General features: G+C 70.2%; 1 protein-coding gene. It reads right to left on the bottom strand.

Going from position 1 to position 20,800, the window contains the following annotated elements; genetic code table 11:
• Positions 1 to 10 precede the first annotated feature (10 nt).
• The gene (locus PSS76_RS06595) at positions 11 to 20,767 is read right to left on the bottom strand and encodes a non-ribosomal peptide synthase/polyketide synthase (RefSeq protein ID WP_443147370.1); all 20,757 of its coding nucleotides are present in this window, start codon (positions 20,765 to 20,767) and stop codon (positions 11 to 13) included.
• Between the last annotated feature and the right edge of the window lie 33 nt (positions 20,768 to 20,800).

The raw sequence follows: 20,800 nt of genomic DNA, 5'->3' as shown, positions 1-20,800 counted from the left end.
CCGAGCGCGATCACTCGTGTCCGCCCTCGATGATCGCCGATGCGGCGACGATCATCTCGGCAACCGCCGACCGGTAGCCGTCCGGGCCCAGCGCCGGCAGGATGCCCGGCAGCAGCCCCGTCAGCGCAACGGTCATCAGCGCCTCACCCTTCAGCGCCGCGCCCATCAGGGCGACGGTCGCTTCCAGTTTCGCGTGCAACTGCCCGAACGTGACGTCGGTGCCGTCGTGCGCGACGGCCACCGTCTCCGGCGCGATCTGCGCGGCACCCGCGACCAGTTCGGGCAGGTCGTCGACCGTGAGCTGCTTCTTCGGTTCCAGTGCCGCCCGCTCGGCATCCGTGGTGACGTCGATGGCGCGCAGAACCACCGACGGGTTCTCGGTGACGACATCGAGGATCCGCACGAACCGGTCGGCGAAGACCTCGACGGTCTCCCGATCGAACAGTTCGGTGGCGTACGTGAACGATCCGTCGATCCCGGTGAGGGCACCGGACTGGTCGAACTGTTCCACCGCGGTGACCTGGACGTCGAACTTCGACTGGTCGGCACCGAGATCCAGCGCCGACACCTCCAGGCCGGGCAGGGCGAACGTGCCCGTCTGCATGTTCTGGAACGTGAGCATCACCTGGAACAGCGGCGAGTGGGAACTCGCGCGCCGGACACCCACGGCCTCGACCACCTGCTCGAACGGCACGTCGGCGTTCGCGAAGGCCGCGAGATCCTGCGTTCGTGCGTGCGCGAGCAGATCCGCGAACGACGCGCTCGGCTCGACACGGGTGCGCAGCGCGAGCGTGCCCACGAACATGCCGATCAGGTCGTCGAGGGCGGCGTCACCGCGGCCCGCGACCGGGGTGCCGATCGTGATGTCGTTCGACCCACCGAGCCGCGACAGCAGGATCGCGAGCGCCGCATGGAAGACCATGAACGTCGTCGCGCCCTGCTCGCGGGCCGTCTTCTCGACGCGCGCAGCGAGATCCGCGTCGACCGCGAACGGAACCGCGGCCCCCGCGAGCGACGGACGGGCCGGCCGCGGACGGTCGGTCGGCAGCGCCGAAAGTTCCGGCGCCCCCTTCAGTTCGTCCACCCAGTAGGCGATCTGCCGGGCCACGGCCGAGTCCGGATCCGACTCGTCGCCGAGAACCTCGCGCTGCCACAGCGTGTAGTCGGCGTACTGCACGCCCAACGGCTCCCACTGCGGCACACCGCCGTCGACCCGCGCGACGTACGCGAGCACGACGTCGCGGATCAGGGGGCCCATCGAGAACCCGTCGGCCGCGATGTGGTGTGCGACGAAGGCGAGCACGTGCTCGGTCTGCCCCACCGCGAACAGTGCGGCCCGGACCGGCACTTCGGCCGTGACGTCGAATCCACGTCCCAGGAACTCGATCAACCGATCGGTGACGTCCGCCTCGGACACCGCGATCGGCTGCAACCGCGGCACGGCCCGATCGAGCGGGACCAGCACCTGAGCCGGACCGTCGGCGGTGTCCGGGTACGTCGTGTGCAGCACCTCGTGCCGCGCGATCACGTCTGCCACGGCACTCGCGAGGACCCCGGCGTCGAGCGCGCCGGACAGGCGCACGGCGACCGGAATGTTGTAGGCCGCCGAGGCGGTATCGACCTGGTTGAGGGTCCACATCCGCTGCTGCGCGAGCGAGAGCGGAACGTGCGGCGGGCGCGGCCGCGCGGTGAGCGCTGGGCGTCCGCCCTGGCCGACGAGCGGCGTGACCGCGGCCGCGACGCCCGCGACGGTCGAGTCCTCGAACACCACGCGCACCGGCACCTGCGTGTCGAGCGCCGCACCGAGCCGGGCCACCAACTGGGTGGCCACCAGCGAGTTGCCGCCGAGTTCGAAGAAGTCGTCGTCCAGACCCACCCGTTCGATCCCGAGCACGTCGGCGAAGGCACCGGCGACGATTTCCTCGATCGGCGTGGTCGCGGCCCGGAAGTCGCGGGCCTCGAACACCGGCTCCGGGAGAGCCTTTCGATCGAGCTTGCCGTTCGCGTTGAGCGGCAACGCGTCCAGCACCACGTACGCCGACGGCACCATGTACGACGGAAGCGTCCGCGCCAGAGCGTCGTTCACCGTCGCGGTGTCGATGTCGGCGTACGCCACCAGGTATGCGACCAGTCGCGTGCCGGTGTGAGCGTCGGTGTGCGCCGTGACAGCGGCCTCGCGGATCCCGGACAGTTCGCGCAGCCCGGACTCGATCTCGCCGAGTTCGATGCGGAAGCCGCGGACCTTGACCTGGAAGTCGGCCCGCTCGACGTACTCGAGTTCGTCCGAGGCGTTCCAGCGCACCACGTCACCGGTGCGGTACATCCGCTCACCGGTGGCCCACGGGTCGGCCACGAAACGGTCGGCCGTGAGGTCCGCTCTGCCGTGGTACCCGCGGGCCAACTGCGTGCCCGCCAGGTACAGCTCGCCCGTCACCCCGGCAGGCACCGGGTTCAGCCGCGAGTCCAGCACGTACACCCGGGTGTTCCACTCGGGCACACCGATCGGCACGACGACGGTGTCCGCGTCGGTCACCTCGTGGTGGGTCACCGACACCGCGGCCTCGGTGGGTCCGTACAGGTTGTGCAGCACGGCGGTGTTGTCGGCCCGGAACGCCTGCGCGGTCGCGGCCGGCAGCGCCTCGCCGATCGCGAAGATGCGGCGCAGCGACGGGGGGAGCGTCCCCCCTGCGGTCGTGGTGAGCATCGACAGCATCGACGGGACCACGTGCAGTGTGGTGACCTCCTCGTCGCGGAGGACGCCGAGCAGGTAGCCGGGATCGCGGTGGCCGTCCGGCGACGCGATCACGAGCCGTCCGCCGCTCGTGGTCGTCGACCAGAACTCCCACACCGACAGGTCGAATGTCGCGGCCGTCTTGAGCAGCGCGGCGTCCGACGCGTCGAGCCCGTACTCGTCACGCATCCAGAGCAACTGGTTGACGATCGCCCCGTGCGGCACCGCCACACCCTTGGGTCGGCCCGTCGAACCCGACGTGAAGATCACGTACGCGGTGTTCCGCGAATCGAGCGGGCGCAATCGATCGGCGTCGACGACCGGGGTGGCTGCGAACGCGTCGAGGTCGACGGTGTCGATCTCGAGCACGGGCCACGACGCGACGGCGGCGCCGTCCCGCGAAGTCGTCAGCACGCAGACCGGTCGGGCCGCGTCCAGGATGTACCCGGTCCGGTCCGCGGGCTGGTCCGGGTCGACCGGAACGTAGGCACCGCCCGCCTTCGCGACCGCGTACATGCCGACCAGCAGATCGACCGAACGGCGAATCGACAGGGCCACGAGTGACTCCGGTCCGACACCGTCCGCGATCAACCGCCGTGCGAGACGGTTCACCCGGGCGTCGAACTCCGCGTACGTGACCCGCTCGGCGCCGCTGACGAGGGCGATCCCGTCCGGGGTGGCCTTCACCTGAGCGTCGAACAGGTCGACCAGGGTGGCCCGCTCGGTCGCGGTCGCGGTGTCGTTGCGTTCCACCAGCAGCCGCGCGCGTTCCTCGAGTCCCAGCAGATCGACGTCGCCGACGGGCAGCGTCGGCTTGACGACGACGGCGGCGAGCAGGCGCGCGAAGCGCTCGGCGAACGAACGGACGGTCGACTCGTCGAACAGGTCGAGGGCGTACGTCATCGACGCCTTCATGCCCGTCGGGTCGCCGCCGTCGTCGTAGTGGTCCTCGACGATCATGTGCAGATCGAATTGCGCCACACCCGATTCGATCTCGGCCGCCTCGACGGTGAGGCCGGGCAACTCGAGCGCGCCGGTGTCGTGGTTCTGGAACGAGAAGCCCACCTGGAACAGCGGGTGCCGCGCCGTCGACCGCGTCGGGTTGAGGTGCTCGACGAGCCGTTCGAACGGCACGTCCGCGTGCGCGAACGCCTCGAGGTCCGTGTCGCGGACCTCCGACACCAGGTCGGCGAACGACCGCGCACCGTCCACGCGGGTGCGGAACACGAGGGTGTTGACGAACATGCCGACCAGCGCGTCGAGTTCTGCCTCGCCGCGACCCGCGATGGGGGTGCCGACCGCGATGTCGTCGCTGCCCGACAGCCGCGACAGCAGCACCGCGAACGCCGAATGCACCGCCATGAACAGCGTCGCGTTCTGCTCACGGGCGAGATCACGCAACGCCCGGTGGGTCGGGGCGTCGATCTCGAACTCCACGAGTCCGCCGCGGAACGACTGCACCGCGGGACGCGGATGATCGGTCGGCAGATTCAGCTGGTCCGGCAGTTCGGCGAGGGTCTCGCTCCAGTACCCGAGCTGCTGAGCGGCGAGCGACTCCGGATCGGTCTCGTCGCCGAGGATCTCCCGCTGCCACAGCGCGTAGTCGGCGTACTGCACCGCGAGGGGCGCCCACCCGGGAGCGTGCCCGGCAGTACGTGCGGCGTACGCGGTCATGACGTCACGGGTGAGCGGGGCGAGGGACACACCGTCCGCGCTGATGTGGTGGACGACCATGCCGAGGACGAAGTCGTCTGCGCCCGTGCGGTACAACTCCACCCGGATCGGGACGTCGGAGGTCACGTCGAACCGGGTCTCGGCGAGTGCACGCAACCGGCCGGGTAGGTCGTCCGGAGCCACATCGACGACCCGGAGCGGCGTCCGCGCGTCCGCCGCGGGAAGGATGACCTGCGCGGGGCCGTCGTCGGTCGCCGGGAACACCGTGCGCAGCGACTCGTGCCGCTCCGTCACGTCGGCGAGGGCCAGATCGAGGGCCGCCACATCGAGATTCCCGGACATCCGCAGTGCCAGTGGGATGTTGTACGCGGTCGACTCGGTGTCGAACCGGTTGAGGAACCACATGCGCTGCTGCGCGAGCGAGAGCGGGATCCGCTCGGGACGGGGGCGGGCAGTGAGGGCCTTCCGCATACCGCCGGCCTGCTGCGTCAGCCGCGCCGCGAGCGCCTCGACCGTGGACGCCTCGAACAACTCCCGCACCGGCACCCGGGTGTCCAGGGCCCGGCTCAGGCGGGAGACCACCTGGGTCGCGACCAGCGAGTTGCCGCCCAGGGCGAAGAAGTCGTCGTCGAGGCCCACCCGGTCGACACCCAGGACCTCGGCGAACACACCGGCCACGATCTCCTGGGTCGACGTCGTCGGAGCCCGGAACGCCCTCGTCTCGAAGACCGGCTCGGGCAGTGCCTTCCGATCCAGCTTGCCCGACGCGTTCAGCGGGAAGGAATCGAGAACGACGAACGTCTGCGGCACCATGTACGACGCGAGTGAGGCGGCCAGTTCGGCCTTGACCCCGTCGACGTCGAGGCCGCCGGTCGCGACCACGTAGGCGACCAGCTGATCGGACTTGACGAGCACCACCGACTGCGTGATCTCCGGCCGCGCCAGCAGAGCCGTCTCGATCTCGCCGAGTTCGATCCGCAGACCGCGCAGCTTCACCTGGAAGTCGGTGCGGCCCAGGTACTCCAGCTCGCCCGCAGGAAGATCCCCCGTCGCTTCGCTCGCCCCGACCGTCCACTTCACCAGGTCACCGGTGCGGTACATCCGCTCGCCGGCGGCGGCGAAGGGGTTCGCCACGAAGCGATCCGCCGTCAGGTCGGCCCGACCGAAGTAGCCCCGCGCCAGCTGGGCTCCCGCGAGATACAGCTCGCCCGCAACACCCGCCGGGACCGGACGCAGGCGCCCGTCGAGCACGTACGCCCGGCTGTTCCACACCGGCGAACCCATCGGGACGCTCGCGCCGACGGTCCCCGCCACCGGGCGCGCCGTCGCGTGCACCGTGAACTCCGTGGGTCCGTACAGGTTGTGCAGTTCCGCACCGTTCACCGCGGCGAACCGGGCCGCGGCCGACGTCGGGAACGCCTCACCGGCCACCTGCACCAGCCGCAGCGAATCGCAGTCACCGGCGGCCAGCTCCGCGGTGAACGCCGTCAGCATCGACGGCACGAACGACGTCGCCGTCACCGCCTGGGCCTCGATCACCCGCTTCAGGTATGCCGGATCCCGATGCCCGTCCGGGGTCGCGATCACCAGACGACCGCCGACCGCCAACGTGCCGAACAGCTCCCACAGCGACACGTCGAACGTGAACGGCGTCTTCTGCAGCACGACGTCGTCCGCCGACAGCGCGTACTCGGCGCACAGCCACTCGATCTGGTTGACGATCGCGGTGTGACCGACGGCCACGCCCTTCGGCCGGCCCGTCGAGCCGGACGTGAAGATCACGTACGCGGTGTTGCCCGGACGCAGCGGTGCACGACGTTCCGCATCGGTGACCGGAGCGTCCGAGAACCGCGAGACGTCCAGCTCGTCGAGAGCCACGACTCGCTGGGCGGCGGGAAGATCGGCGCCGTCCCGTGAGGTGCTCAGCAGCAGAACCGGATTCGCCGTCTCCAGGATGTAGGCATTGCGTTCGGCGGGCTGGTCCGGGTCGATCGGAACGTATCCGCCGCCCGCGGCGAGCACCGCGTACATCCCCACCAGCAGGTCCGGCGAACGGCGCACGCCGAGCCCGACGAGCGAATCGGGGCCGACACCCTCCGCGATCAGCAGCCGTGCGGTACGGCGCACCCGCGCCGCGAACTCCGCGTACGAGAGCGACTCGCCCTCGTAGACGAGTGCCGTGGCATCGGGCGTGCGCGCCACCTGCGCGTCGAAGAGGTCCACCAGCGTGGACGCCGTGACGGGGTGATCGGTCGCGTTCCACTCGTCCAGAACCAGGGACCGCTCGCGGTCGTCGAGCAGATCGATGTCGCCGACCACGACGGCCGGGTCCGTGACGACCTCGTCGAGTACCCGGACGAAGCGGGCGGCGAACACCCGCATCGACGCTTCGTCGAACAGATCGGTGGCATACGTGAGGTCGACCGTGTACCCGGCTTCGACCGGCTCGACGGTGACCTGGAGATCGAACTTGGCGACGGCCGCGTCGAAGTCCACCGTGGACACGCGTAGTCCGGCGAGCTCGAGCGAGGCACGATCGAGGTTCTGGAACGCGAGCATCACCTGGAACAGCGGGTGCCGGGCCTGCGAGCGCTCGGGATCGAGGATCTCGACCAGGCGCTCGAACGGGAGGTCGGCGTGTTCGAACGCGGCCAGATCGGTCGACCTGATCCGTGCGAGCAACTCCTCGAACGGTTGTCCGCCGTCCACGTCCGTCCGCAGGACCAGGGTGCCGACGAACATGCCGATCACGTCGTCGAGCGCGGCCTCACCGCGTCCGGCGACCGGGGTGCCGATCGCGATGTCGGAGGTGCCACTCAACCGGGCCAGGAGAACCGCCAACGCCCCGTGCACCACCATGAAGGGCGTGACACCGCGGGCTCGTGCCACCGCATCGATCGCGGCGTGCAACTCCCGACCGATCGAGAAGCGGTACGACGCACCGTGGTTGGACGCCACCACCGGCCGCGGCCGGTCCGAGGGCAGATCCAACTGCTCGGGAAGGTCGGCGAGCTGCTCGGTCCAGTAACTCACCTGGCGCGAGATGACGGACTCGGAATCGTCCTCGCTGCCGAGGACTTCCCGCTGCCACAGCGTGTAGTCGGCGTACTGCACCGCGAGCGGGGCCCACGCCGGCGCCTCGCCCGCCGAGCGCGCGGCGTACGCGGTCATCACGTCGCGGGCGAGCGGAGCCATCGAGAAGCCGTCGGACGCGATGTGGTGAACCACGATCGCGAGGACATGTTCGTCGTCGGCGAGACGGAACAGCGCGGCGCGCACCGGGACGTCGGCAGCCAGGTCGAAGCCGGCGGTGGCCAGCGACTCGATCCGCCCGATCAGCTCGCCGTCGGGCACGGCTTCGGGCTCGAGCTCGATCGTGACCCTCTCCACCGGCAGGACGGCCTGCGTTCCGACGCCGTCGACGTCGGGGAAGACGGTCCGCAGCGACTCGTGGCGCGCGATCACGTCCCGCACGGCGCGGCGCAGGGCCTCGACGTCCAGGCCACCGGACAACCGGATCGCGAGCGGAATGTTGTTCACGGCCGACTCGGGCTCGAACCGGCTGAGGAACCACATGCGCTGCTGAGCGAGCGACAGCGGGATCCGTTCCGGCCGCACGCGACTCGTCAGCGCGGGCCGGGAACCGGAACCTGCGAGCACCTGCACGCGAGCCGCCAGGGACTCCACCGTCGACGCCTCGAACAGTGCCCGCACCGGCACCTGGGTGTCGAGAGCCGCACCCAGGCGCGACACCACCTGCGTCGCGACGAGCGAGTTGCCGCCCAGGGCGAAGAAGTCGTCGTCGAGTCCCACCCGGTCCAGGTCCAGGACGTCGGCGAACACGCCGGCCACGATCTCCTGCGTCGGTGTCGTCGGGGCCCGGAACGCCTTCGTCTCGAACTCCGGCTCCGGCAGCGCCTTCCGGTCCAGCTTGCCCGAGGCATTGAGCGGGAACGCGTCGAGTGCGACGAACACCTGCGGAACCATGTACGACGCCAGCGACGTGGCCAGCGCGGCCTTGACCGTGTCGGCATCGAAGTGCGTGCCCGCGACCACGTACGCGACGAGCTGATCGTCCTTGACGACGACGACTGCTCGCGTGATCTCGGGCAGGGCGAGCAATGCGGTCTCGATCTCCTCGAGCTCGATCCGCAGACCACGCAGCTTCACCTGGAAGTCCGTGCGGCCCAGGTACTCCAGACGGCCGTCGCGGGTCCGGCGGACCAGGTCCCCCGTCCGGTACATCCGCTCGCCGCTGTCGGAGAACGGGTTCGCCACGAAGCGATCCGCGGTCAGATCCGTCCGTGCGGCGTAACCGCGCGCCAACTGCACGCCTGCCAGATAGAGCTCACCCGGAACGCCGACCGGCACCGGGTTCAGGCGTTCGTCCGACACGAACGCTCGCGTGTTCCACACCGGTGTTCCGATGGGCACCACGCCGGACTCGGCCCCGGTGGCCTCGTGCCGGGTGGCTTGCACGGTCGCTTCCGTCGGGCCGTACAGGTTGTGCACCGACGCCCCCGCGACTCGTCGCAGACGCGACACCAGGGCTCCGGTCAGTGCCTCACCACCGCTGAACACTCGGGTCAGCGACGTCGCTGCGTCCGCGTCGAGGTGGTCGATCGTCGCCTCGAGAACCGACGGTACGAACTGCGCCACGGTGACTGCCCGATCCCCGATGATCCGGGCGAGCGCGAGCGGATCGCGGTGCGCGTCGCGCGGGGCGACGACGATGGCGGCGCCGGCCTGGAGGGGCCAGAACAGTTCCCACACCGAAGCGTCGAACGTGAACACCGTCTTCAGCAGAACACGATCGGCCGCGCTCAGCGTGTACTCGGCCTGCATCCACGCGAGCTGATTGACGATCGACCGATGCGAGACCGTCACGCCCTTCGGCCGGCCCGTCGAACCCGACGTGAAGACGACGTATGCAGCATTGTCCGGACGCAACGGCGCCGGACGCTCCGCCGCCGTGACCGGGGCATCGGAGTAGCCGGACACGTCGACGGTGTCGAGGTGAACCGTGCGACGCACCGCGGGCAGCCCCTCGTGCTCCCGCGAGGTGGTCAGCAGTAGAACGGGATTCGCCGTCTCGAGGATGTAGGCGTTGCGCCGGGCGGGCTGGTCGGGGTCCACCGGCACGTAAGCACCACCGGCAACGGTCACCGCGTACAGCGCCACGAGCTGATCGAGCGAACGCCCCATGGCGACCGCGACCAGCGACTCGGGGCCCACACCCTCCGAGATCAGGAACCGCGCCACGCGGCGCACGCGGGCCGTGAACTCCGCATAGGTCAGCGACTCGCCCTCGCACACGACCGCCGTCGCGTCCGGGGTCCGGGACACCTGCGCCTCGAACGACTCCGGCAGCGTCGTGCCGTCGACCACTCGGCCGGTCGCGTTCCAGTCCTCGACGACCCGAGACCGCTCGGCGGCGTCCAACAGCGCGACATCGCCCACGGCAACCGACGGATCCGCCAGCACTGCGGACAGGATCCGGACCAGACGCGTCCCGAACTCTGCCATCGTCGCTGCCTCGAACAGGTCCGTCGCGTAGGTCAATTCGACGGTGAGACCGCCGGCGGTGCCGGCGTCGTCGATCGACTCCATGACGCTGACCTGGATGTCGAATTTCGAGAAGACCTCGTCGAAGTCGACCTCCGAGACCGTCACACCGGGGAGTTCGAAGCTCGTCCGACCGAGGTTCTGGAAGGCGAGCATCACCTGGAAGAGAGGGTTCCGGGCCTGGGAGCGCGCCGGCGCGAGGACCTCGACCAGCCGCTCGAAGGGCACGTCCGAGTGCGCGAACGCGCCCAGGTCGGTCTCTCGCACGGATTCGACGAGCGCCTCGAACGACCGATCGCCGTCCACCTCGGTGCGGAGGACGAGTGTGTTGACGAACATTCCCACGAGGTCGTCGATCGCGGACTCGCCGCGTCCCGCGACGGGGGTACCGATCGAGATGTCCGACGTGCCGCTCAGCCGGGCCGCCAACACCGACAGTGCCGCGTGGAACACCATGAAGGGCGTCGTGTTCGTGCGCTTGGCGAACGCGACGACAGCCCGGTGGATCGACGCGGAGACGGTGAACCGGTGGGTGGCGCCGCGACCGGACGCCACCGCGGGCCGCGGCCGGTCGGCGGGCAGGTCGAGCTGGTCCGGGGCGCCCGCGAGCCGATCGCGCCAGTAGGCGATCTGCTGCGCGAACACCGAATCCGGGTCGTCCTCGGCGCCGAGCACCTCGCGCTGCCACAGCGCGTAGTCGGCGTACTGGACGGGCAACGGTTGCCACGCCGGCACGCTGCCCACGCACCGAGCGGTGTAGGCCACCATGATATCCCGGGTCAGCGGCCCCATCGAGAAGCCGTCGGCCGCGATGTGGTGCACCACGAGGGCGAGGACGTGCTCGGTGGGGCTCAGTTCGTACAGCTCCGCCCGCAGCGGAACCTCCCGCGTGACGTCGAACGTCCAGCGGGCCAGCTCACCGAGGGCCGCCGGCAGTTCGTCGGCGCCGATCGCGACCGGCTCGAGTGCGACCCGCACCTGCGACGCGGGACGGATCACCTGCGTGCCGACACCGTCGATCTCGGGGTAGACCGTCCGCAGCGATTCGTGTCGGACGATCACGTCGCCGACCGCCGCCCGCAACGCGGTGCGGTCGAGCAGCCCGGACAACCGGACTGCCACCGGAATGTTGTTACCCGCGGACGAGACGTCGAATCGGTTGAGGAACCACATCCGCTGCTGGGCGTACGACAGCGGAATCCGCTCGGGCCGCGACTTCGCGACGAGCGGGCGTCGCCCGCTGCCCACCGACTGCTCGATCCGCGCCGCCAACGCCTGCACGGTCGAGGCTTCGAACAACTCGCGCACCGGAATCCGCGTGTCGAGGCCCTCCCCGATCCGGGCGACGACCCGCGTCGCGACGAGCGAGTTGCCGCCGAGCTCGAAGAAGTCGTCGTCGCGTCCCACTCGCGGGGTGTCGAGCAGTTCCGCGAACACCCCGGCGACGATCTCCTCGATCGGAGTCTCCGGAGCCCGGAACTCGCGCACCTCGAACTCCGGCTCCGGCAACGCCTTTCGGTCCAGTTTGCCGCTGCCGCTGATCGGCAGCTCGTCGAGCACGACGACGGCCGCGGGGACCATGTACGCCGGCAGCGCCCGCCCCACCGTGTCCTTCACCTCGGCCGGGTCGATCGACGCGCCCGGCGCGGCCACGAGGTACGCGACGAGCTGCTGGTGCCGAACCACGACGACGGCCTGCGCGACGTCGCTCAGGCGGTGCAGGACGGCCTCGATCTCACCGAGCTCGATCCGGAAACCGCGCAGCTTCACCTGGTCGTCGGCGCGGCCGACGTACTCGAGCACCCGGTCCGCGGTCGTGCGCACGACGTCACCGGTCCGGTACAGGCGCGAGCCGGGCAGGCCGAACGGGTTGGCCACGAACCGCTCCGCCGTGAGCCCGGCACGTTCGTGGTAGCCGCGGGCCAGTCCAGCGCCCTCGAGGTACAGCTCACCCACGACGCCGGCCGGAACCGGGCGCAGGCGCGCGTCGAGCACGTAGGTGCCCGCCCCACGGATAGCGCGGCCGATCGTCACCGGCTCGCCCGGCACGAGCGGGTCCGAGATGTTGGAGGCGACGGTCGCCTCCGTCGGACCGTACGCGTTGAACATCTTTCGGCCTCCGGTCGCCCAGCGAGCCACCAGGTCCGCCGAGCAGGCCTCGCCACCGACGACGACCACGCCGAGGGCGTCCAGCGCGGACGGATCCACCGACGCCAATGCCGCCGGGGTCACGAACGCGTGGCTGACGTGACGGGACGCCAGCAGTTCCGTGAGCTCCTGACCGCCGTAGATCGAGGTCGGCGCGATCACCATCGTCGCGGCCGCACCGAAGGCCATCAGCAGTTCCAGGATCGACGCGTCGAAGCTCGGGGATGCAAAATGCAGTGTCCGCGAACCGGAATCGATGCCGTACCGCTCCACCTGCTCGGCCGCGAACGCGGCCAGGCCGGTGTGCGTGACCACGACGCCCTTCGGCACACCCGTGGAACCGGACGTGTAGATGACGTAGGCGGGATGGTCCGGGGCGAGGGGCCGTACGCGATCGGCGTTCGAGAGCCGGTCCACCGACTGTTCCGCGAGGCCGGCCGCCACGGCGGCATCGTCGAGCACCAGCCAGGGCAGGCCGTCGGGCAGGGCGTCGGCATGCTCCGACGTCGTCACACCGAGCACGGCCCCCGAGTCCGAAACCATGTGCGCCACCCGATCACGCGGGTAGTTCGGGTCGACGGGCACGAACGCGGCACCGGACTTCGCGACCGCCCACACGGCGGTCACCGATTCGACCGACCGCGTCAGTGCCACCGCGATGACGTCCTCGGGCCCGGCACCGCGGGACACCAGCAGCCGCGCCAGTCGAGTGGACCGCTCGTCGAGCTCGCGGTAGGTGAGCTCCTCGACACCGGCGATCAGCGCGAGTGCCTCGGGATCGCTGTCCGCCGCCGCGGCCAGCAGATCGGGCAGCGGCGTCGGCGCGGGCGCATCGAGCCCGGCCGGGCCGGTCAGCTGGGCTATCTCCTCGGCGCCGAGCAGGTCGATGTCCCCGACGACGGTGTCCGGGTCGGCGACCACGGCAGCGAGAATGCGCAGGAACCGGTCTGCGAACGCCTGCACGGTCGACGCGTCGAACAGGTCTGTGGCGTAGGTGAACTCGCCCGCCATCCCGTCCGCGAGGCCACCCTCGCCGATCGATTCCCGGAAGGTGAACTGCAGATCGAACTTCGCGACCTCCGCGTCGAGTTCGACCTTGTCGATCGTGAGGTCGGGCAACTCGAGATGGGTCGTGCCCAGGTTCTCGAACGACAGCATCACCTGGATCAGCGGGTGGCGGGCGGTCGACCGCGCGGGGTTGAGGATCTCGACGAGCCGCTCGAACGGGATGTCGGAGTTCGCGAACGCCCCGAGCGCCACGTCCCGCGCGTGCGAGAGCAGATCGGCGAACCGCGTACCGGATTCGACGTGGGTGCGCAGCACGAGCGTGTTGACGAACATGCCGACCAGGTCGTCGAGCGCCTGCTCGCCGCGTCCGGCCACCGGGGTGCCGATCGCGACGTCGTCGGTCGCGGCGGAACGGGACAGCAACACCGACAGCGCCGCGTGCACCACCATGAACAGCGACGCGTTGCGTTCGTGCGCGATCGCGATCAGTGCGCGGTGCACGTCCGCCGGCACCGTGAAGTCGATCTTCGCGCCGCGATAGGACTGCCGCGCCGGGCGCGGACGGTCCGTCGGCAGGTCGAGTTGGTCGGGTAGACCGTCGAGGTGCGCCGACCAGTAGCGCGCCTGCTTCGCGACGATCGAGTCCTCGTCGTCCTCCGAGCCGAGGATCTGCCGCTGCCACAGCGCGTAGTCGGCGTACTGGACGGGCAGGGCCTCCCACACGGGCTGCCCCCAACGAACGCGCGCGTCGTACGACGCCATGACGTCACGGGCCAGCGGGCCCATGGACCAGCCGTCGGCGCTGATGTGGTGGACGACGATCGCGAGGACGTGGTCGAACGGATCGATCCGGAACAGTGTGGCGCGCACCGGGGTCTCCGTCGTGACGTCGAACCCGGCCGACGCGAAAGAGACCATCGCACGGTGCAATTCGTCGACTCCGACGTGCACCGGGGTGAGGTTCGGGACGACGCGTACGGCGTCCACCACCACCTGGTGCGGCCCGTCCGGCGAATCGGGGAACACCGTCCGCAGGGACTCGTGTCGGTCGAGCACGTCCACCAGCGCGACCTGCAGGGCCACGACGTCCAGGTCACCCCGCAAGCGGAGACCGAACGCGAGGTTGTAGGTCGCCGATCGGGGGTCGAGCCGGTTGAGGAACCACATGCGCTGCTGAGCCAACGACAACGGGACCCGGTCCGGGCGTTCCTGCGCGACGAGCGGGGCGCGGTTCCCCGCGCCTGCGTGCTGCTCCACCCGCACCGCGAGCTGCTCGACGGTGGACGATTCGAACAGCACCCGCACCGGCACGGAGGTGTCCAGAGCCGCCCCGAGGCGCGCGACCACCTGCGTAGCGATCAGCGAGTTGCCGCCGAGCGCGAAGAACTCGTCGTCCAGGCCGACCGTCTCGACGCCGAGGACGTCCGCGAGGACGTCCGCCACGATCTCCTCGACCGGGGTCCGCGGAATCCGGAACGATTTCGCCTCGAACACCGGGACGGGCAGCGCGCGCCGGTCGATCTTGCCCGACGTGGTCCGCGGCAGGGCGTCGATCGGCAGGAACATCGTCGGCACCATGTACGACGGCAGACGCAGCGAGAGGTGTTCCCGCAGATTCGCGGGATCGAACGGGACGGCGCACTCGGTGGACGCGACGACGTGCGCGACGAGCTGGTCACCGGCACGCGGATCGTGGTGCAGCGCCACCACGGCCTGGGACACCGATCCGTGCTCGCGGACAGCCGTCTCCACTTCGCCGAGCTCGATACGCAGTCCGCGCAACTTCACCTGGAAGTCGCTGCGTCCCACGTACTCCAATTCGCCCGCGCCGTCGGTGTCGACGATCCACCGCACGAGGTCACCGGTGCGGTACATCCGCTCGCCCGGCGCCCACGGATCGGCGACGAACCGCTCCGACGTCAGATCGGAGCGGCCGCGGTATCCGCGTGCCAGCTGCGCGCCGGAGACGTACAGTTCCCCGACCACACCGGCGGGCACCGGGTTCAAGCGGGAGTCGAGGACCCGCACCTGGCTGTTCCACACCGGGGCACCGATCGGCACGGCCGCGGACTCGGTCCCGGCGACGGTACGACGGGTTACCTGGACCGCGGTCTCGGTGGGGCCGTACAGATTGTGGATCGCGGCGTCGCAGATGCTCCGGACCCGCGAGACGACCGCCGTGGTGAGCGGCTCACCACCGCAGAACACGTGTGTCAACGACACACACCCCTGGCGTTCGAGGTGGTCCGCGACGGCGTCGAGCACCGTCGGAACGAACTGCACCACCGTGATCGCCTGCTCCGCCAGGATCCTCGCCAGGTACGCGGGATCGCGGTGGCCGTCCGGCGCGGCCACCACGATGCGGGCCCCGGATTCCAACGGCCAGAACAGCTCCCACACCGACGCGTCGAACGTGACCGGGGTCTTGAACAGCACCGAGTCGTCGGCGCCGAGGCGGTACTCGTCCTGCATCGACAGCAGCTGGTTGACGACTGCCGAATGCGAGATCGTCACCCCCTTGGGGCGACCGGTCGATCCGGACGTGAACAGCACGTACGCGGCGTTCTCGGGACGCAGCGGGGCACGCCGGGCCGCGTCCGTCAGCGGCGCCGGCGACAGCGCGGACAGATCCAGCGTGTCGACGTCGACACGCCGCACGTCGTCCGGCAGGTCGATGTCGTCACCGGACGTCGTCAGGACGCACGAGGGGCCCGCGGTACCGAGAATGTGGGTGTTCCGCTCGGCGGGCTGCTGGGGATCGATCGGCACGTACGCGCCACCGGCAGCGAGGACGGAGTACACGGCCGTGAGCAGTTCGGGCGACCGTTCCATCGCGACCGCGACCACGCTCTCGGGTCCCACGCCCAGCCCGACCAGATGGCGCGCGAGCCGGTTGACGCGGGATGCGAACTCCTCGTAGGTCCACGAACCCGTCGCGAAGACCACTGCCGGCGCCGACGGCGTCGCCGCTGCCTGCCGGTCGAACAGTTCGGGAAGCGTCACGGCGGGGAGCTCGTGGCCGGTCCGGTTCCACTCGTGGACCACCCGGCGCTGCTCCGTCTCGTCGAGAAGGCAGACGTCACCCACGGTCACGGTGGTGTCGGAGACGATCGCATTCAGGATGCGCACGAAGCGCTCCGCGAACGTCGCGACGGTGGACTCGTCGAACAGGTCCGTCGCGTACTCGAAGACCGCGCCGATCGATGCGGGCGCGCCGGACTCGTCGAATCCCTCCGAGATCTGCAGCTGCAGATCGAACTTGGAGACGGGGACGTCGAGTTCGGCGGCTGCGGCACGGACGCCGGCGAAACTCAGGTCGCGCACTCCGGCGACCTCGGCGGACAGCATCGCCTGGAACAGCGGATGGCGTGCCGGCGACCGGGTGGGCTCGAGCGCCTCGACCAGCCACTCGAACGGCACGTCCGCGTTGCCGTACGCCTCGAGATCGGTGGTCTTGACGGCGTCGATCAGGTCGGCGAACGTGATGTCCGGATCCACCTGGGTCCGGAGCACGAGCGTGTTGACGAACATGCCGATCAACCCGTCGAGCGCCTGGTCCCCACGCCCCGCGACGGGGGTGCCGACGGCGATGTCCGACGTGCCGCTCAACCGCGCCAACAGCATCGCGTACGCCGCGTGCACGACCATGAACAACGTCGCGCCGTGCTCGCGCGCGACGTCCAGCAGTCGGGCGTGGGTCTGCGCGGAGATGTCGAAACGCAGCTTGGCTCCGGCGTTGGAGGCCACCGCCGGGCGCGGCCGGTCGGCCGGGAGATCCAGCTGGTCCGGCAGCCCCGCGAGGGCTTCGGTCCAGTACGCGATCTGCTGTCCGGCAATCGAATTCGGATCCGTCTCGGAGCCGAGCATCTCGTGCTGCCACACCGCGTAGTCGGCATACTGCACGGGCAGCGGCTCCCACGCGGGGGCGGCACCCTCGGACCGGGCGGCGTACGCGATCATCAGATCGCGGGCGAGCGGGCCGAACGACGAGCCGTCGGCCGCGATGTGGTGCAGCACCATGGCGACCACGTACTCGGCGTCGGAGAGCCGCAGCAACTCGATCCGGAACGGCGGTTCCGAGGTGACATCGAAGCCACGGGAGGCGAGACGGAGCAGCGTCGGCTCGAGATCGTCCGCGGCGGTCGCGACCGGTTCGAGGTCCCGCACGACGTCGCGGGCGGGAAGGACGACCTGTCGGGCGACGCCGTCGACCTCGGGGTAGACCGTGCGAAGCGACTCGTGGCGCTCGACCACGTCCGCGAAGGCGGCGGAGAAGGCCTGCGGGTCCACCGCACCCGACAACCGGACCGCGAACGGGAGGTTGTACACGGCCGTCGCGGCGTCGAAGCGGTTGAGGAACCACATCCGCTGCTGCGCGAGGGAGAGCGGGATGCTCGCCGGGCGGGCGACCGAACCGAGGGCCGGTACACCGGTGCCGCGCTGGGCGGTGTCCCCGGCACGCGCGGCCAGCGCCGCGACGGTGGACGCCTCGAACAATTCCCGCACACCGAGGCGGACGTCGAGGGCGGCGCCCACCCGGGTGACGACCTGCGTCGCGACCAGCGAGTTGCCGCCGAGCTCGAAGAAGTCGTCGTCGAGACCCACCCGCTCGATGCCGAGGACCTCCGCGTACACCGCGGCGACCGTCTTCTCGGCGTCGCTGCGCGGAGCACGGAACTCCTTGTTGCTCAGGAACGTCGGCTCCGGAAGCGCCTTGCGGTCGAGCTTGCCGCTGGTGTTCAGCGGGAAGGCGTCGAGCACGGTCACCGACGCCGGAACCATGTACGCCGGCAGCGAGCGGCCGGCGAACTCCGCCAGATCCGCCGGAACGAGGGTGCGCCCGGGTGCGGGCACCACGTACGCCACCAACTGGTCGCCGGTCGCGGTCGAGACCACGAGGACGACCGTCTGCGACACGTCCTCGTGCGCCAGCAGGACGGTCTCGATCTCGCCCAGCTCGATCCTCTGGCCGCGGAACTTGACCTGGAAGTCGGTGCGCCCGATGTAGTCGAGGTTGCCGTCCGCGCGCCAGCGGACGAGGTCACCGGTGCGGTACATCCGCTCACCCGCTCGGCCGACACCGTCGAGTCCGCCGAACGGGTTGGCGACGAACCGATCCGACGTGATGTCGGGTCGGCCGACGTAGCCGCGGGCCAGCTGGTCGCCCGCGAGATAGAGCTCTCCCGGCTGACCGATCGGGGCGGGACGCAGCCGGTGGTCGAGCACGTAGGCGCGAGTGTTCCACTCGGCCAAACCGATCGGAACGGTGGCGGTGTCCTGCGGACCGGATTCGTAGTAGGTCACCGACACCGCGGCCTCGGTGGGTCCGTACAGGTTGTGCAGACCCGCACCGCACAGCTCCCGGAAGTCGGCTGCGGTCTCGGGCGGCAACGCCTCGCCGATGACGAAGCAGTCCCGCAACGAATCACACGACCCGGCAGGGGCGTTCGCGACGAACACCGTCAGCATCGACGGCACGAAGTCGGTCACGGTCACCGAGTGCTCGGCGATCTTGTTCGCCACGTACACCGGGTCGCGGTGCCCGTCCGGCGTGGCGATCACCATGGAGGCACCGGCCCGCAGCGGCATGAAGAAGCCCCACAGCGACACGTCGAACGTGGTCGCCGTCTTCTGCAGGTAGGCGTCCGACTCGGTCATCGGGTACTCGTGCAGCATCCACTCGAGCTGGTTGTCGATCGCGGCGTGCGAGACCGCGACACCCTTGGGACGACCCGTCGAACCCGACGTGTAGATCACGTACGCGGTGTTCTCCGGACGCAGCGGCGCCAACCGGTCGGCGTCCGTGACCGTCCGGGTGTCCAGCGCCGGGAGATCGATCGTGTCGATCTCGATCGACACGATGCCCGCGGGCAGGTCCACGGCGTCCCGCGCGGTGGTGAGCACGCAGGCCGGACCGGCGGATTCGAGGATGTACGCGGTGCGATCGGCCGGGTGGTCCGGGTCGATCGGCACCCACGCGCCACCGGACTTCACGATCGCGTACAGGCCGACGATCAGGTCCAGGGAACGCCGGATGGACAGTCCGACAAGCGATTCGGGACCGACGCCGATTCCGATGAGCGTGCGGGCCAGCGCGTTCGCGCGCGCGTCGAGCTCGGCGTACGTGAGCGTCTCGCCCTCGAAGACGAGCGCGGTCGCGCCGGGAGTGCGCGCCACCTGCTCGTCGAACGCCTCCGCGAGGTTGCGCGGCCGGAACTCGTGCCCCGTGCGGAGCCAGTCGCCGAGCACCGTGCGGCGCTCGACATCGGTGCCGAGCGGCAGTTCCCACACCGGCTGCTCGGACCCCGCCGCCACGTAGCGGTCGAGGAACTCGACGAAGCGCTCGTGGTTGCGGCGGGCCTCGTCGTCGCCGTACAGGTTGGGGTTCGACTCGAAGTCCACGTGCGTCGTGGAACCCGCGATGCCCTGGTAGACGTTGACGCCGAGGTCCTCGATGAGACCCGTCGACAGGATGTGCTGCTCACCGACCGTGTCGCCGAACCGCAGTTCCGTGTGGAACATCATGATGTTCACCCACGGACCGAAGAACGACGCCTGGCCGGCCGCGCCGGTGACGTCACGGCGGATGTCCTCGTGCCGGTACCGCTGATGGCGCAGCGCGCCCGACACCTCGGTCGCGACCAGGCCCAGCAACTGCGAGACGGTGGTGTCGGCGGACACGGTGAGGCGGAGCGGCACCACGTTGGAGGTCATGCCGCCGGAGCGGCGCAGGACCGCGTTCGTGCGCGCCGTGACCGGCAGACTCAGCACCACGTCCTCACGCCCGGTCATCTGGGCGAGGTATGCGGCGAAGGCTGCGATGACGGCCGTCGCGACCGTCGTGTCCTCGCGCTCGAGGAACGCATCCATCCGGGCCGCCGTCCCGTCGGAGAGCGCAGCGCTGTCGATCCGGCTCAGCGGCGCAGGCGGCGCGGCCCGGCCGGCGAGACTCGTGGGCTCCTCGACCCCGGCGACGCGTTCGAGCCAGTAGTCGCGGTCCGACGTGAACCGTGTCGACGAGCGATAGGTGCGGTCGGCGTCGTAGACCTTCTCGAGCGGCGATGCCACGTTCGGCGACGGCTCCACCCCGTCGACCTCGGCCGAGTACAACTCGGCCACCCGGTTCACGAACGTGGTGGCCCCGAAGCCGTCCAGCACGACGTGGTGGGCCCGGTTGTACCAGTAGTAGAGACCGTCCTCGACGTGGAGGACCGCGGCCACGACGAGGCGGTCACGCAGGAGGTCGACGGGCGCGCTGTAGTCGGCGCGCATCCACGCCAGCGCTGCCGCCCGCGGATCGGGCTCGGACCGCAGGTCGACGTACTCGGGGGTGTCGTCGAGCGTGGTGTCGACCAGCTGCCGCGGTTCGGCGTCGACCTCGAGGAGACGCACGTAGCCGGACCCGGTCTCGCCCGCCGCACGGGCGCTGGCCCGATGGAGTCGGGCGATGTCGAGTTCACCCCGGAGCTCGACGTACTGCGCGATGTTGGCCGGCACGGACGGATCCACGTGTTGCGCGAACCACATGCCGAGCTGTGCCTGGGACAGCGGGAACGGCTGTGCGTCCCCACCGAACGAGCTGTCACCCTCTAGTCCACCGACGCCTAGCGAGTCCAAACCCAGAGCCTCTCTTCTCACCATCACGCGCCCCCGCCCCCGTGTCGCCGAGCGACA

The sequence above is a fragment of the Prescottella sp. D32 genome, from assembly GCF_037287305.1.
GTDB classification, from domain to species: domain Bacteria; phylum Actinomycetota; class Actinomycetes; order Mycobacteriales; family Mycobacteriaceae; genus Prescottella; species Prescottella equi.
Note: the sequence above shows the minus strand (reverse complement) of the source record. Positions and strands in the feature narration are given on the sequence as shown.